Genomic DNA, 14,653 nt, shown 5'->3' with positions numbered 1-14,653 from the left:
CCTCGCATCTCAGGTCCGGCCCGGGTGGCTGGTCGTCCCGGATAACCTGGTGTTGTCAGAATGCGCGGGATGTGGATCACATGTCACCGGTCGAAATGGTGAAAGTCGCCGCGTGGATTGTGAAAAAATACAAACAAGGGGGACGGGTGTCCGAGCAGACCGCCTGGCTCGTCGAGTTCGAGGCTCAGCAGCGCGACCCGGCGGAGATCGCACGCTGGACCCAACGCACGGTCGACGCCATCGTCGACGAGGTCGAGGAGGTGCGTGGCGATCTGCGCCCGCTCGTCGAGCGGGCCGTCGAGGAGCACTGGCTGGCCTTTCTCGACCAACTGTGGCGACCAGATGTCGAATTCGTGTTGGTCGATTCCGCGGGCGAGGCTGCCGGTGAATTGGCTCGCAGACACCTGGGCCTGCCGGTGCTGCTCAAGGTGTACCAGCTCGCACAGGAGGCCACCTGGTCGTTCGCGATCGACGTGGTCGGGCAAGCGCCGATCGAGGAGGGGCGCGAAGAGCTGTTGATCTGGTTCTGGACCAAAGCCACACGCTGGTTCGGGCTGGCCGTCGAACAATCCGTCCTGATCCACCAGGCCGAATCCGAGCGCGTGCGCCGACGCGGGGATCGGCGCCGCTACGAGACAGTCGCCGAACTGCTCACCGGAAACACGGTCGGCACAAACGAATTGTCGGCGGCGCTCGGCGGTTACCCGGTCGCCAGCGAACACGTGGCGCTGATAGCGCACGCAGTCACCACCGAAGCCGTCGACGAACTGGAGTCGGCCCTCACCCACGTCGCCCGAGCAGCGAACGGCGCCCGACTGGTGATTGTGCGTCCTGGCGGGCGGCAGGTGTGGGGTTGGCTCACCGGCGGCACCGGCCGCCTCGGCGATGCGCGGATCGATCCGGATCGGGTGCGGATCGCCGTCGGCGGACCGGCTCCCGGTGTGGCCGGTTTCGTCGACGCACACACCGACGCGGCTGCCGCCGAGACCGTGGCATGCGCGCCCGGTCGGCGGACGGCGGTCACCGACCACGACGACGTGATGGCGTTGACGATTTTGGCTTCCCGCCCGGACGCCGCGCGGCGATTCACCCTTCGGACACTCGGTGTGCTCGCCGACCCGCCAGCGGCGCACCTTCGCGAGACGGTGCACGCGGTGCTCACCGCGGACGGGCCCGCCGACGAGGTCGCGGCGACGCTCGGCGTCCACAAGAACACCGTGCGCTACCGGCTGGAACAGGCCGAACGGCTGCTCGGGCGCACCCTGCGTACGCGCGCCGGCGACCTACTACTGGCTCTGGATTACCACGAGACGTTTCTGGTGTGAGCGTTGGTGATCACACTGGTTCAGGATCTTTCGGCGGCAGGATGCGAATGTCCACCGATATCGCTCTGACACCGCATCTTCCGACAAACACAAAGGTCACGAACCCTTTCGAGTTCGTGACCTCGTGTGTCGCAGTTCGTGGAACTGCTCGTGGTGGGCTGTTTGCGAAACCCCCTGACCACCGCCTATGCACTACCCACTGACACCGCTATCCCATGCGTCTCGCCGAGCTAGCCCATAGTTCAAAACTGAATCAAATGACGGTGTGCGCACTGCCCGCGCTGGACCAACCCCCGCTGGACCAATCAGATCCCGTTGCCAACCGATGCGGCGCAACGTGTTCACCAGGCAGCCCATCATCCGTCGGCCGACACCGTGGCGCTCGTCGGCTCGGCAGGGAGAATATCGGCCTGCGCGGTCCCGACACCGTCGCGAGTTATTGGGATTCAGCCGGGTCTCGAGAATGTCTCAGCGCCTCAAGCTAAAGGTATGCGGCTAGCGCTACTTCTGCACGTGTACAGCAGTCTGCGCACCGCAGTCGAGCGCCCCGCCATAACCAACAAAGCGGCCGGTACCCGGATTGGTCGGAAGTGCTTCCGCTTCCGCAGCGCACACCGCTGCGAGTTCAGGAAGGGACTCACACGCCGCCACGCTCTCCGGGACCGCGTTGGGGGTCGCCGGCAAGGCGCGCAATGGTGCCCTGAATTCGCCCAACTCTTGTGCCGGAACCCGGCGATATTCTCCGGTGGGAGTGGTGTGTTCAGTTCGACTCTGTCGCAAGAAGGGATGCATTCGAAAAGGGGCGTTCGTCACGCTGCATGTATCCGAGCACGACTGAAGGCAATCCCATAGTCGCAGTGATGTTGGCGAAAAACTGGCGGACATACGGGTAGGCGATGAAGTAGACGTTCGTTTCGATCCAAGCTGAAATCGCTTCTGGCGACACTCGGGCATCACCGATGCACTCGAAACGCACCAGGTGGACAACCGTAATTTTCGTCGGTGGCTCATCGCCACTCGCTTCGTCCCCGACCGCACCGTTTGTGCATGTCAGAGTGTGCTGCAGGCGCACCGCCAGTCCAGCGCCGTCGTCGATCAGGGCGAAGGCCGCATCTTCCGGAGTTAGCTCCGCCTGAAACTCGGATTGCCGGATGGGACCAACCGGGCCTGCGTGCACTTCGTCGACCCGAACCTCCAGCGGACGAGTGGCATCGATGATCTCCCGAACGTGCTCGGGCGACACCCCTTCAGTCGACGCATCACAGAGTTCAATCAAAAGTCCGACTCCTCCGTCGCCTAAATTCCGCTGGCCGCGCCCACAAGGCCGCTCTGGTAAGCGGCCCTCTGGGCGCGGCCAGCGCTGGTGCGCTGTGCCGCGGTGACAGTTCGTGCGTGGCTCGCACTACGCGCTGAGAACGCGCCGGACACCTGATGCCACTGAGTCGTGGTGTGGTCGGGATTTTTCATGAGGCAGTTCTCGATCTGAGTCATCAACTGCAGGCTCGGCAACTGCTCGTCTATGTCCAGGCTGCGCTCTTTGCGTAGCCAGGAGACAACATCAGTCCATGCCCACACCGACATCGACGATGATTCCAATGCGCCGAACGCCTCCGGAAAGCCATCGACCTGAGTCCATTTGCGCGCACCCTCACGGCTCACACCGATACGCAACGCGATGTCAGAAATGTTCACCAGGCCACGGTCCACACCGTGCACCTTCAGGTTCGGCAGCGCTGCTTGCATTTTGCGGACCAGTTCAACGACGACCGCAGCGGCATCGGTCTCGTCTACATTGACGATAAGCACGCACGGCTGGTGGCCCGAGATCACGATCTGCGGAAACTTGTCCACAACGATCGTTTCGACCTCTGGCGCATCCCAATCAACCCCGGAAACACGGATACCGATCTCCAGGTCCATACGCTCACCCCTCTCTTTTGCCTACTATGACACACGAGTTGGCAGATGCCAACCAAAAATCGTGATGGTGATCGATAGTGCGGTCAGAATCACGCGTGACCATCCGATTGCCAGCGAACCTGCAGGTCTGAACGCCAAACCTTCAGATGCTCGACCCGGTCCTTGAGCTTCTGAAAGTCGTCGTGCCGTTTCGGAACTTCCCTCAGCTTCTGGTCCGCAGTGCGAATGTTGCTTCCCGCACCACCGAGCCAGTCGTGGGCGTCTCCGCCCTCAGGAATCGCTTCTCGGTGTTGGTCGCGGGCTGCTTCAGCTTGGAGCTGTTCGTCTGCCGCCGCCTCGAACTCCTTCTCGAGCTTGTCGATCGCCTCCGCCGCTAGCCCGAGAGTGGAGTCCGCATGCTCCAGCAACTCGTTCGCGTGACGCTCCGCTTCGATGTATTTCAGTTCCGTCTCAGCAGCCTTGAGGAGTCGCTCTGCTGCATTCAGGCAGTCCGCGATCTCGTCCAGGGCGCTGGCTGGCACAGCGTGCGGACATCTACTCACCTTGCGATGGGTCGTCTTGGCGACGGTCTCGGTGCCGTTGCCAGTGGAGAAGATCTTGGTCCTGCATCGGGGATCAGCCTCCGGGCAATTCAGGATGATTATCCCGTGGCTGGTACCGGTCTCAGGAGTCGGCCAGCCCCGTGCGCGCGCAAAATCGAGGGTCTTCTGCCACTCCTTGTTCGCATGGGACCACGGATCGCTCGACACCCCCCACCTCCCCTCGCTTCGGTCCGCCAAGTGTAGTAGCCGCTAGCGCTACGGCATCCACAGCCCAGAGTCTGCCAGTGCACCTATGCGAACGACTCAGGCGTGTCACACATTGGATGCCCGCACTGGCCGACCCGATCGACACCATGGCACCATAACGCGACGCGACCGTTGAAGCCGTCGACTCAGGTCAAGCCATTCGGCCGTCGGGCACGAGCTTCGTTTTCCATGCCGTCGATCCGCGCCCATCTGGCATCGAGATTCCGGCGTAGCGCTACCGCCCCGCTGGCTGACGTCCCCGCTGGCTGACGTCGCCGACGCCCAGAGCACGAATCAGTAATACATGGTTGGCTCGCGCCTCGCGCTGCGCCGAGACCGCACGTGCAATTTCTTCGAGGGCCTGGCAGCTGCTGGCAGGCACGTCGCCAACTCTCGGTTCCTCAAGTCGTGCTCATCGCTCGGCGGAACGGTTTACTCGCTATGTAGCGGGGTAAAGTTGCGGCATGACGATGGGACAGGCAATCCGCCAGGGACCATCGCCCTGAACGGCGGAGCGACGCGGACAGCGGCGGCGGTCAAGGCAGCGAATCACAGCAGCCAGACCCGCACCGCGCGCAGTTGGAACAGTGTCGGAACATCCCTTAACAAGCGCATCAGCCAGCACACGACGTAGCCGACGCCGAACAATTTGCCCTGCCACGTACGGACGGCCGGCAACCCAGGCGGGTGCCACTCGGAAGACTGTCAGTCTACCTGCCGATCACGAGGGGTTGTCGGGACTCCACTCCGCTTCGCTGAACTCCCGTCGCAAGGTTTGCCCGAATTCCCAGAAGGTGGTTTCTCGGGCTCGGAAGCGGTGCCTCTGCTTGTCGGCCTTATCCTCGACCGGTATGAGTAATCCACCTTCTTGCAGTTGCTTGATGACCGCGCTGACTTGATTGTCGGCAGCTTCGGGCACCATCTTCGAGATCATCCGAGGGTAGAAGTCCTGACAGCCGTCATCGAGCGCATCGCCTATGGCGGCAACGACTTCCAATTTGTGCTTGTTGCCGAGGAGGCCCTTTGACACGCTTCTCATGGACTCGCTGTCCATAGATGCTCCCGTAGACTTTGTCAGTAGTACATACTAAGTTCTATATACGAAGTTAACAGTAGTAGACAGATTGGATGGGCGTCTAGTGAAGGAGCCGAAGCGGCGGCAGCCTCGACCACCGAACTCGGCTTCGCGTGACAAGGACGGCCGACTCAAAGACACACCTGCCAACCGGGCGCTGCACCCCGAGACCACCAGCCAAGAAGACTTCACCAGACGGTCCCTCGTCAAAGACGCGTTCCACCACGACGAACACTCAATCGTGTTCAACGGTGATGTAACCAAGTCGCTTCAACACATGGTCAACGAAGGCATCAAGGTTGACTGCATCGTCACCTCGCCCCCCTTCTACGGCCAACGCGATTACGGTGTAGATGGACAAATCGGACTCGAGCCCTCCCCCAAAGAATTCATCGCTTCGCTGGTCGAGGTATTCGAACTGTGCGGGCAATTGCTGCGGGAAACCGGGAGTCTTTGGGTCAACCTCGGCGACACATACTGGAGCGGCAAAGGCGCGCACCGCAGTGCCGAACTGAAGCAGGGCGCACGAAGGTTCGGCATCAGGCCGCAAGACCTCCCCGGCGACGGCCGCTGGGCTCGCCCAAAGCAGCTGCTACTGATCCCTCACCGGTTCGCGATCGAAATGCAAGACCTCGGTTGGTTGATACGCAACGACAACGTTTGGATCAAACCTAATCCGATACCGGACCAGGTCCGAGACCGCTGCTCCACCTCACATGAGTATGTCTTCCATATGACGAAGAGCCGGTGGTACTACTTCGACCAGAAGCCGGTGGGTCGGCCCACCGCAGCGGGCAAGATTCTGCCGCCGAGTGATACGTGGCGGGTGGCGCCATCACGAGGCAACGGAACGCACCGCGCTGCGTTCTCGGAGGAACTGGTTCGTATCCCGATACTTGGGTCGACACCCCCAGATGGGATTGTTCTTGACCCGTTCGTCGGGTCTGGAACTAGCATGGCGTTTGCGCGGCGCCACGGGTTCCGTTCCATCGGTATCGACCTCAACCCGGAGTATTGCAAACTCGCGACAGACACTGTTAAGGAAGCGACGCCGGTCCCCTACGACGACGAGGAGTTCAATGAGTAGCTACCTCGATGCGGACACGCTACGAGCTGCGGTCCATCGACTTGGAACAAGTCGCGCGAAAAGCAACTTGTCGGATTACCTGGTAGTCAGGCGGACGATGAAGCTCAGCGGTCAGGCCAACGCCACCCTGTCCCTACGTGATGAGCATTTCATGCAGGCCATCGAGGAGGTTGCTGAAGTCACTGGCATGGCCGCCCCGTTCTTCTCTCCGTTCGGCGCAACTCGTGATAGGAAGCGCGGCTTCAAGAGCCCTAAATACGATTCCAACGGCCCTGCGGTCGCGGTGCCGAATTGGCACGGCAGATTGAACAGTCCAGTTGAGCGTGTTCCTGACACCAGTCCGGCCCAGGTAACGCTCGTTCCTCTGCGCAAACCGACACAGATCGCCGCTTTCGTTCATATCAACAAGGGTGAAGTGCCTCGCGCAATCGACGTTGCCTGCTGGTGGTTTCGCGATACCGACTTGGATGAACGCTTCGATGACGAGCCCACGGAGGAGCAGTTGGTCGAGGCAATGCTCGATGACCTCGGCCTAAGCAAAGATGAAGCGGAAGCCATCTTCGACACTCATACGCCGGTGGTCTGAGTGCCCCTTACATTCGACACAAAGCGGGCAGCGTCGGCGGACTACCTGCCCGACACTGTCGTGAGCACGACCGAAACCGTGAGCCGGATAGCTGTCGGTAACACTGATTCACAGGTTGCCGCTCTGGTGGAGTACATCACCGGGCGCGGATTCATATTCCAGCCGTGGCAGGTTGCCGGTTTCGTCACAGCCGCCCGGACGAAGCCGTTCGTCATCTTGGCTGGAATCTCGGGAACGGGCAAGACGAAGTTGCCACGGCTCGTGGCAGAGGGAACAGGCGCCACGCCCATCGAGGTGATTGCTGTTCGACCGGATTGGGTCGACAGCAGCGACCTCCTCGGGTACCACCGACTGGACGATACGTTCGTCCCAGGTCCACTACTGCGTGCTGCCCACCGCGCTTCGCAATATCCGAGCGAACAGCAGTTCGTCCTACTCGATGAAATGAACCTTGCTCGGGTCGAGTACTACCTCGCCGACGTGTTGTCGAGACTCGAGGACAGGCAGTGGCAGGACGGACACTTGCGCAGCGACCCTCTCCTGCCCGCTGCTGGCAAGGTTGACGACGTGGACTGGTCGACAGTGTGCTGGCCATCGAACTTGTGCCTCGTCGGTTCAGTCAACATGGACGAAACGACGCACGGCTTCTCACGGAAGGTGTTGGACCGAGCATTTGTCATCGAGTTCTCCGACATCGACCTCAACGCGGTAGCAACCACTAAGGACGTGGTGCACGCCTCTACGTGGCCTGCATCAGAATGGGAACAGCAGTACCAAGGACTCGGGGAATTTCCCCAACCCGACGACGCCCTGATACTGGATGTGATCGGTGCGCTCAACGCGATCAATGAACACCTCGCGGCAGCGCAACTCCAAGTCGGGTACCGCGTTCGCGACGAAATCGCACTCTTCTGCGCGAACGCCCGATCCAGCAGCACGTCTTTTGTGACGGCAGACGGCGAGTATGTCGACCCTCTCGACCTTGCCATCACGATGAAAGTGTTGCCGCGCATCCAAGGCAGCGGATCAGCTATCGGTGGAGTCCTGGGGTCGCTGACAAAGTGGGCAAACGGTGACACAGGCACCGGCAGCATTGAAAACGACGGTGACGCCGACCAGGCCGTGACCACCGCCTCTGGATTCCCCATGTGCGCTGAGCGGCTGGCACTAATGCAGCAACGCCTGGATGACACCGGCTTCACGTCCTACTGGCTGTAACAAAATGGCACGCCCCGCTCTCTTGCTACGCATTGCTACTGAGGCCATCCGCGTTGAAATATACGGCCCCCGAACACAATCCGATGCAGCCAATTCCGCCGACCCCCTCGTCCTGGAAGTCGACTCCGGTGGCATCGAAGAATGCGCAGTCGACATCAACGGTGAACTCATCCCCTGGCAGTCAGGCAAGCCCGGGCCTCATCTGCGCGAGGACACCGCGTATCAACTGACAATCGAATCCGTTGACCTCACACAACCAGTTCGGGCAACTCATCGGGACCCGTTCTTTCTGCAAAATGTGCAACCCATCGGCGGGCGCCACCACCTTCAGGCGGGCAGCATCAATTTCGGACGACAGGTCGGGCGGTCCGTGTTCACGGTGAACGCGGGCCGCAGATGGCTTCGGTTCACACTGGAAGTCCGACCGACCAAACTCGACTACCGCACCGATTACGCTGCACTACTTCACGACCTTCACTCGACTGCACGCGGACTCGCATTCGACTACTTGAAGGCAACACAGTCTGGCGTCGCCCCAACCAAGAACAGCACACCAACAGCCATCGAGTGGCTGTCCGTTCTCACAAGTGTTGTCGACGGTCTCGAAGCTGCCATGGAGTACGTTGCAGCCCACCCCCATCGCACGTTGATCCGGGAAGTCGTTGAACAGTCCGCCCATCGCGCACGACGAAGCAACTCCGCGATGCGTCGAACGGTGTTGCGCGGCCTCGGCTCGGGACCCTGGATTCACAGCGCTCGAATCGGCCCGGTCCGCTCAAAGCTGCCCAGTGCCCGCCCACGGGAGACCCTGGACAACAACGAGCACCGGTGGATACGTCAACAAGTCACCGCCGCGAGTTCGAGGCTCAGCGAGATCCTCCAAGAACTCAACGAGTCCCGGTCGCGACTGCTGAATGGTGGGCGCCCAACTCGACGTGTGGATGCAGAAATACAGGAGGTCAGAGCCATTCGTGCCCGGCTCACCCGGCTGACATCGGCGCAGACACTTGTAGATGCCGTGGGTCCGGTTCCTCACGGTTTCACCTCACTCACGCTCGCAGGGGCACCCGGCTACCGTGAAGTACACCGGAACCTTCAACTACTTCGCCTCGGTCTCAACGTCACCGGAGAACCACTCGACGTGTCGATGAAGGACATCGACGTGCTCTACGAAAGCTGGTGCTTCGTTCGCGTCGTCGCTGAAGTACACACAATCCTCGGCTCGACAATTGACCCCACCACCCTCATCAAAGTGCACGACTCCGGTGTACGAGTGCTGCTCAAACAGGGGAAGAAGAGTGCAGTCGAGTTCACAGGCATCGCAACCTCCCCGAACACAGTCGTCAGAATCGTGTACAACCGCAGATTCGAAGGACTGACCGGCCAACAGAAACCCGACATCGTCATCGAGGTACACCATCCTGGCTGGCCTGCGATTGTGCTCATCCTCGACGCGAAGTACCGGATAGACGTCAGTCGCGACTACATCAAGACATTCGGTTCACCGGGTCCACCCGTCGACGCAGTAAACGTCCTACACCGCTACCGGGATGCAGTCACTCAACGCTTCGGCGAGGCGCGACGCGGCAGGCCCGTCGTGCGGGGTGCGATTCTGTTCCCCCTGCCACTTGGAGACGACGACTTCCGGGAGCATCGCCTGTGGCAGTCCCTGGGTGAGTTGGGTATCGGTGCAATACCGCTACTACCCGACGCGCCTGACATGTTGACGGAGTGGCTGACTCAAGTGTTGGCGCTGACACCGTACGAACTAGCAACCCCAGGTCCACCATTCATGGCCTACGAACATGCACGAACACAAGCCCCCGGCGCCCAAACCCCTGGCGTCCCGTGAGCATGCGACTGACTGCCGAAATGATTGGCCCCCAGTTGCATCGCGAGTCTGGTCTGCAAGCACGAGTTAGATTCCACCAATCCTGGTACCGGTACGCGGTCCTGGGACTACGCCGATACGGAATGACCAGCGGTCAGAATCCGAAACCGTTGGGCAGCATACTTTCCGACTGCGATGCCGCAGCGGGAAAGAACTTCGTTGCTGCGACAAGCGCTCAGTTGTTTGCTGAGCGCCGAACCCAAGGGTGGGGTGTCGACCCAGTCAGATGCACCAGTCACATGACATCGAGCCAGACGCTGACGCTGAACCTGTTCGGTCCTATGTTCGCGCAACCAAATCAGTTGCCCGACATATTGAATGCCCTCTTGGGACGTGATGACATCCGTAATGTCACCGCCGCACGTGTCGAGTTCGCTCCCGAACGGCGAAGCGAACACCTGGGGGACATGACGAGAGTCGATGCCCTACTGCACTTCGAATCATCGCTAGGGCGGGAGGTCTGCGTGGTCGAGATCAAGTACGCGGACCGATTCAACAGCCGACAGGTAAACATCGCCGACAACGACGCATACCTAAGACTGGCCGACACTACCGGGTTGTGGAGAGAACCCCTTCGAGTATTCGAAAACCGGCAGTTCAACCAGCTCATTCGTTGCCATGCCCTGGGGGCTTCCATGCTAGGTGCGACCGTAGCGCGACACTTGCCCCCAACCCTGCTCGTCGTTCATCACCCCGACGATACGAACGCACCTCACTTGGTCGACAAGTACCGCCAGAATGTCAGCATCCCGTCCACCGTTGCGTGCATGCCGTTGGACTGCGCCCTCGACGCTATTGACGCGGCCGCTAACGACCCAGCTCTCTCGAAGTGGTACCGCAGCATGTGTACCCGATATGTAAGCCACGAGGAAAGCGAAGACACTTGGACCGCGTTGTGCCGCAACACTGACACCACGACGATGGATCGTCTCCAAGCCACGTGATTCGGTGTCAACACGCGGGTGTCACTGGCGCGTCCCCAGTGAACGATACCGGGCGGGAGGGCTTTCACTCCACACGATGAGGTCTTCACAGCCCACCAGCGCGGCACACAGGGTGTCGCGCATCGCGGTCAACTCGGCAAGCTTCGTGTCGATCTCGGCCAGCGTCTCCACCGCGTGCGCCTGCAACCCTGCATCAGCGCGAAGGTGGCCGTCGAACCGGGTGGCTGCGAGCAGGTCGTCTACCTCGTCGAGGGTGAAACCAAGGCCTCGAGCGGCTTTGATCGCTCGCACTACGGTGACGGCCATCTCGGAGTACAGGCAAGGATCTGTCCGGTTCAGCCAGCAGACTCGACGGCAAACGGATACTCGCCGGGGAACAATCCGATGACCAACCGCATCCGAACCGCCGCGTTCACAACAGCGCCGGCGAACACGGGGACGTCCATGTCGCCAGAACCCACAAAGCAACAGCGCCGCCCAAGGATCCACCGAGAACACCGGGACCCTTGTCGACGGGAAACTGATCTCGAAGAGACGCCAGCACGGCCGGACTTCCTCGCTCGCCTGCTGCACGAACGGGAACATCGCCGGCATCAGAACGTCCTCCTCGATCAGCCGCAATCCGGCCTCCATGGAGCCGCCCACCATCCGTGCACCACACATCGGCATCCCGAGGTGCACCGGCCACACTGGCACCTCGCTCATCGGCACCGCAGCCGCGAAGGCCGCGTCCGAACGCGTCGGGTGGAGTATGGCAATGGCGCGTGCGAGCGCAAGCTGAAGCTGATCGCGGAGCAGATCTTCACCCCCGTCGATGATCGAGCCCGGCACGCCCAAGGCGGCGGTGGCCAGGAGCGCGGCGTCAGCCGATATACCCCTCTACACGGCACTGACCCGTAAGGGTATTCGGCGAGCCTCTGAGCACGAGCAGTAGGTCAGAGCGGGGCGCGCCTGTGCTCGTCGACAATCTCACGCAGCCAAGTCTGCAACGGCTTCATCGCCCGGTGCTGGCCCAACCCGGCGCTGAGGTGCTGCCGCAGTAGGGCAGACGGGACATGCGGCTTCGCCTTCCCGGTCTTCTTCCGGTCGGAGTTCCAGCCCTTCGCACCCAGGTAGGACGCCATTGCCTCCTTGCCTGCCCTTCCGTCAGCGAACTGCTCGGCGGTCGTCCCGTCAACCTCGCCCGCTTCGTCGGGACCGAGCATCTTGGCCAGCCGCTCCTGCCCCACTGTGTCGAGAAGCAGGCCTTCGAGGTCTGAGCTGAGCACGAATGCGTCCCACGGCTGCAGCGTCTCGTTGAGCTCGTTCTGATGCTCGATGGCCGCCGTAAGCGTCGTCACCTGGCGGTCGGCCAGATCGCGCAAGTGGTTGAGGTAGATCGTGGTCGGCTTCGGATCCTTCGCCCTGAGGATCTCGATGAGGGCCCGCTTCCTGTTACCCGACTTGTGTAGACCATCCTTGTCAGTGAGGACGTAGGCACGCACTCCGAACAGCTGCGCGAGACGAAGCAGATGCGAGATTGTCGTGATCCCGGACGCCTCGATCACCGCGATGCCCAGGGCGTAGTGGCCGCCAGGGCCACCGGTGATCTTCTCCAAGAGGTAGTCGATGACGAGCTTGTCGCCGTGGCCTTCGACAAAGATCGCCGAGGTCGCGAAGACCAACTCGCTGTTTGTGGCATCGCAATAACGGGTCAATCGACCTTCCTCGTCCACACCCAGGTCCGGGGTGTACGCCTGGTAGCTCATCCCAGCGGGACTGAGCGGCAATCGCGTGATCCAATTGACGGAGAAGGAATCGACGAGGACCGGACTATGGGTCGTCACCAGCAGCTGGGCCTCCGCGGAGATGTCCTTCAGGATCTTGGCCATGGCTCGCTGCGTCTGCGGGTGAAGGTAGGCCTCGGGCTCCTCGATGGCGAAGACGACGTTTGCTCCCGACTGTGCGCTCTTCGATGAGACGTAGCGGAGAATGCCGAGCACCAGGGCCGATTGGAAGCCGGTGCCGCGCTCGGCGATCGAGACCACTACGTCGTCGTGACTCGTGATCACAGCCTCTTGCAGCAACCCCCTCAGAGCGTGGCGAGGCGAAGGCAGTGCGACCCCCAGCACGGGGTCCTGAAACGGCAGTTCCATGGCCACAGCGCCAACCGACTCCGTCAGTACCTCCCGCACGAGCTCCTCGACCGGTTCCATCGCCTTCGCGAACTCCTTCTGAAGCTGCGTGGAGCGCGAGCTGCCCGTACGAATGAGCACGCCTTCCAGCGTCTCCTGAAGCCGGGCCAGTGATTGGTCACCATCACTCTGCTCGCCCCCACTCACTCGAACCGAGGGGATCTTGACGAAGTCGAACGACTGGAGAACCCGTTCGTAGACCTCGCGGGAGCGCGAGGTCTTGTCCTTGTAAGTGCTGTAAGTGATATTGCCCTTCCTCGTGCACGAGATCTGAACCCAGAAGGTGCCGTCGCGCGCGATGATGTTCCCCAAGCCGTCCGCTTCGTCCGCAGTCAGGCCGCCGAAGTGCACCTTGATTCTCGACAGCATCCGCGGGCCGCCGCCGACGTAGTAATCGTTCAGGGGCTGCATGAGCTGGAAATCATCTGGCGTCGGGTCGGAGAAGAAGCTCTCGAGCACGCGGATGAGTGACGACTTACCGGCGTTGTTGGGCCCCGCGATGAGTTGCAGGCTTCGATCCACGTCGAGTGTGAGCCTTCTGAACCCAAGGAGTCTCTCAATGTGGACTTGGGTTATGTGCATAGCGTCAAACTACGTGGGCGACCGCGTTCGGTGTGTGCCGATTGCGTCCAACCACTGCAGCGCCATGCGGCCGCCCGCCGACAACCGATTTGGTGACGTGGAGCAGGCGCCGGGTGATCATCCGCGGCAGCCGGCTCGTGCCCGGCTACCCGCAGACCTCACGGACGTGGAAGCTCTCGGCCCGGGCGACCGCAGCAGGTCGGACGCGTCGTCCGAGGCGTACGGGTCGGTCCACAGCCTCAGCCGGGCTCCCTTGGGCCCGACCTGGGTGACGACGCAGTCGCCAAGGATCTCGACGAGCTCGGTGCGGACGTTGTTGAAGGTCGTCACCGAACCAGCGGGCAGGTTCCTGACGGGATCGCCGGCAGCGAGCCGGACGGTGGGGTCGACGCGCTCCGCAGCGCCTCGGCGTACAGCGGTCGGTCGTGGAGGTCCATCACCCGCCCATCTCTGTCAACTGAGCTCGACGGTATGAGTGCCTGCGTAGCGCGATTCGTCGATGAGGGTTTCGCCGACGCCGAAGACGAGCGCACCTACACCCTCAGGTAGTTCTCCGGACGCTGAGGTGGTTCGTTCATCGCAAGGTAGCACTTCCTGGTCGTCGGTGATGCGCTAGCGTCACCGTATCGCGTGAGATACATTCAGGTTGCGAGGTCCCAGAACTCGCCCCGGGGCGATCCGCATAAGGGGCATCTCGTGGGATGATGCGGGCATGCCGGTCCCGGAAGCGTCGCTCACCCCTCACCAGAGGAGGCTGCGGAAAATGCGACGAGATGCGGTGGGCCTGGCCATCCGCCAGGCGAGGGAATCCGCCGGACTGACCCAAACCCAACTCGCCAACGCCTCGGGGGTCTCGAGACCTGCCATCGCCCGTATCGAACTCGGCACCAGCACCGTCGCCATCGACCGACTATGGGAACTCGCCGAAGCCCTGGGCACCGCACCATCAGCGCTGCTCACCGACGCCGAACACCACATCCACGCAGAGCACCATCACTGAAATGCGCCCCACATCTACTCGATGCGCACCGTGGGCTTGGCTGGACAGACCGCCGACGAACGA

At 61.6% G+C, this 14,653-nt stretch carries 14 protein-coding genes; 7 read left to right on the top strand and 7 right to left on the bottom strand.

Annotated elements, in window-relative coordinates; genetic code table 11:
• Positions 1-146: 146 nt before the first annotated feature.
• On the top strand, positions 147-1,325 hold the full coding sequence (locus ACZI8Q_RS17135; protein ID WP_463374767.1) for a PucR family transcriptional regulator: 1,179 nt from the start codon (positions 147-149) through the stop codon (positions 1,323-1,325).
• Positions 1,326-2,085: 760 nt separating this feature from the next.
• On the opposite strand, the gene ACZI8Q_RS17130 is transcribed toward ACZI8Q_RS17135, so the two are convergent.
• The 4 genes from ACZI8Q_RS17130 to ACZI8Q_RS17115 all read right to left on the bottom strand — a co-directional run bounded on the left by ACZI8Q_RS17130 (position 2,086) and on the right by ACZI8Q_RS17115 (position 5,087).
• The gene (locus ACZI8Q_RS17130) at positions 2,086-2,568 is read right to left on the bottom strand and encodes a hypothetical protein (protein ID WP_463374766.1); all 483 of its coding nucleotides are present in this window, start codon (positions 2,566-2,568) and stop codon (positions 2,086-2,088) included.
• 53 nt (positions 2,569-2,621) lie between these two features.
• The gene (locus ACZI8Q_RS17125) at positions 2,622-3,245 is read right to left on the bottom strand and encodes a hypothetical protein (RefSeq protein WP_463374765.1); all 624 of its coding nucleotides are present in this window, start codon (positions 3,243-3,245) and stop codon (positions 2,622-2,624) included.
• Positions 3,246-3,334: 89 nt separating this feature from the next.
• Positions 3,335-3,994, bottom strand: coding sequence for a hypothetical protein (locus ACZI8Q_RS17120; protein ID WP_463374764.1), 660 nt, complete (start codon positions 3,992-3,994; stop codon positions 3,335-3,337).
• 760 nt (positions 3,995-4,754) lie between these two features.
• Positions 4,755-5,087, bottom strand: coding sequence for a hypothetical protein (locus tag ACZI8Q_RS17115; protein ID WP_463374763.1), 333 nt, complete (start codon positions 5,085-5,087; stop codon positions 4,755-4,757).
• A 262-nt stretch (positions 5,088-5,349) separates the two neighbouring features.
• Here ACZI8Q_RS17115 and ACZI8Q_RS17110 point away from each other — a divergent pair, with 262 nt between their 5' ends.
• The 5 genes from ACZI8Q_RS17110 to ACZI8Q_RS17090 are packed head-to-tail and all read left to right on the top strand — an operon-like array spanning position 5,350 to position 10,834.
• Complete coding sequence (locus ACZI8Q_RS17110; RefSeq protein ID WP_463374762.1) at positions 5,350-6,195, top strand: DNA-methyltransferase; 846 nt, start codon at positions 5,350-5,352, stop codon at positions 6,193-6,195.
• Positions 6,188-6,781 carry a hypothetical protein gene (locus ACZI8Q_RS17105; protein ID WP_463374761.1) on the top strand — a complete coding sequence of 198 codons (594 nt, stop codon included), beginning with the start codon at positions 6,188-6,190 and terminating at the stop codon, positions 6,779-6,781. Before ACZI8Q_RS17110 ends, ACZI8Q_RS17105 begins: the two co-directional genes overlap by 8 nt.
• 60 nt (positions 6,782-6,841) lie before the next feature.
• The gene (locus ACZI8Q_RS17100) at positions 6,842-7,999 is read left to right on the top strand and encodes an McrB family protein (RefSeq protein WP_463374760.1); all 1,158 of its coding nucleotides are present in this window, start codon (positions 6,842-6,844) and stop codon (positions 7,997-7,999) included.
• 4 nt (positions 8,000-8,003) lie between these two features.
• The gene (locus tag ACZI8Q_RS17095; RefSeq protein ID WP_463374759.1) at positions 8,004-9,851 is read left to right on the top strand and encodes a DUF2357 domain-containing protein; all 1,848 of its coding nucleotides are present in this window, start codon (positions 8,004-8,006) and stop codon (positions 9,849-9,851) included.
• 2 nt (positions 9,852-9,853) lie between these two features.
• Complete coding sequence (locus ACZI8Q_RS17090; protein WP_463374782.1) at positions 9,854-10,834, top strand: PGN_0703 family putative restriction endonuclease; 981 nt, start codon at positions 9,854-9,856, stop codon at positions 10,832-10,834.
• A 21-nt stretch (positions 10,835-10,855) separates the two neighbouring features.
• On the opposite strand, the gene ACZI8Q_RS17085 is transcribed toward ACZI8Q_RS17090, so the two are convergent.
• The 3 genes from ACZI8Q_RS17085 to ACZI8Q_RS17075 all read right to left on the bottom strand — a co-directional run bounded on the left by ACZI8Q_RS17085 (position 10,856) and on the right by ACZI8Q_RS17075 (position 13,920).
• Positions 10,856-11,665: a MerR family DNA-binding protein gene (locus ACZI8Q_RS17085; protein WP_463374758.1), complete on the bottom strand. Its 810-nt coding sequence runs from the start codon at positions 11,663-11,665 to the stop codon at positions 10,856-10,858.
• A gap of 104 nt (positions 11,666-11,769) precedes the next feature.
• Positions 11,770-13,530, bottom strand: coding sequence for an ATP-dependent nuclease (locus tag ACZI8Q_RS17080; RefSeq protein ID WP_463374757.1), 1,761 nt, complete (start codon positions 13,528-13,530; stop codon positions 11,770-11,772).
• 177 nt (positions 13,531-13,707) lie between these two features.
• Entirely contained in the window at positions 13,708-13,920 is a 213-nt protein-coding gene (locus ACZI8Q_RS17075; protein ID WP_463374756.1) for a hypothetical protein, read from the bottom strand.
• Positions 13,921-14,353: 433 nt separating this feature from the next.
• On the opposite strand from ACZI8Q_RS17075, the gene ACZI8Q_RS17070 reads away from it, so the two are divergent.
• The gene (locus ACZI8Q_RS17070) at positions 14,354-14,590 is read left to right on the top strand and encodes a helix-turn-helix domain-containing protein (RefSeq protein ID WP_463374755.1); all 237 of its coding nucleotides are present in this window, start codon (positions 14,354-14,356) and stop codon (positions 14,588-14,590) included.
• The last annotated feature ends 63 nt before the right edge of the window (positions 14,591-14,653 follow it).

It is taken from the genome of Rhodococcus quanlei, assembly GCF_055231015.1.
The sequence above is the reverse complement of the archived record's forward strand: the minus strand, read 5'-3'. Positions and strand labels throughout refer to the sequence as shown.

Excerpts from the sequence above, each read along its gene's own strand:
- ACZI8Q_RS17125 (WP_463374765.1), bottom strand. The coding sequence starts at position 3,245 with ATGGACCTGGAGATCGGTATCCGTGTTTCCGGGGTTGATTGGGATGCG.
- ACZI8Q_RS17115 (WP_463374763.1), bottom strand. The coding sequence starts at position 5,087 with ATGGACAGCGAGTCCATGAGAAGCGTGTCAAAGGGCCTCCTCGGCAAC.
- ACZI8Q_RS17105 (WP_463374761.1), top strand. The coding sequence starts at position 6,188 with ATGAGTAGCTACCTCGATGCGGACACGCTACGAGCTGCGGTCCATCGA.
- ACZI8Q_RS17095 (WP_463374759.1), top strand. The coding sequence starts at position 8,004 with ATGGCACGCCCCGCTCTCTTGCTACGCATTGCTACTGAGGCCATCCGC.
- ACZI8Q_RS17090 (WP_463374782.1), top strand. The coding sequence starts at position 9,854 with ATGCGACTGACTGCCGAAATGATTGGCCCCCAGTTGCATCGCGAGTCT.
- ACZI8Q_RS17070 (WP_463374755.1), top strand. The coding sequence starts at position 14,354 with ATGCGACGAGATGCGGTGGGCCTGGCCATCCGCCAGGCGAGGGAATCC.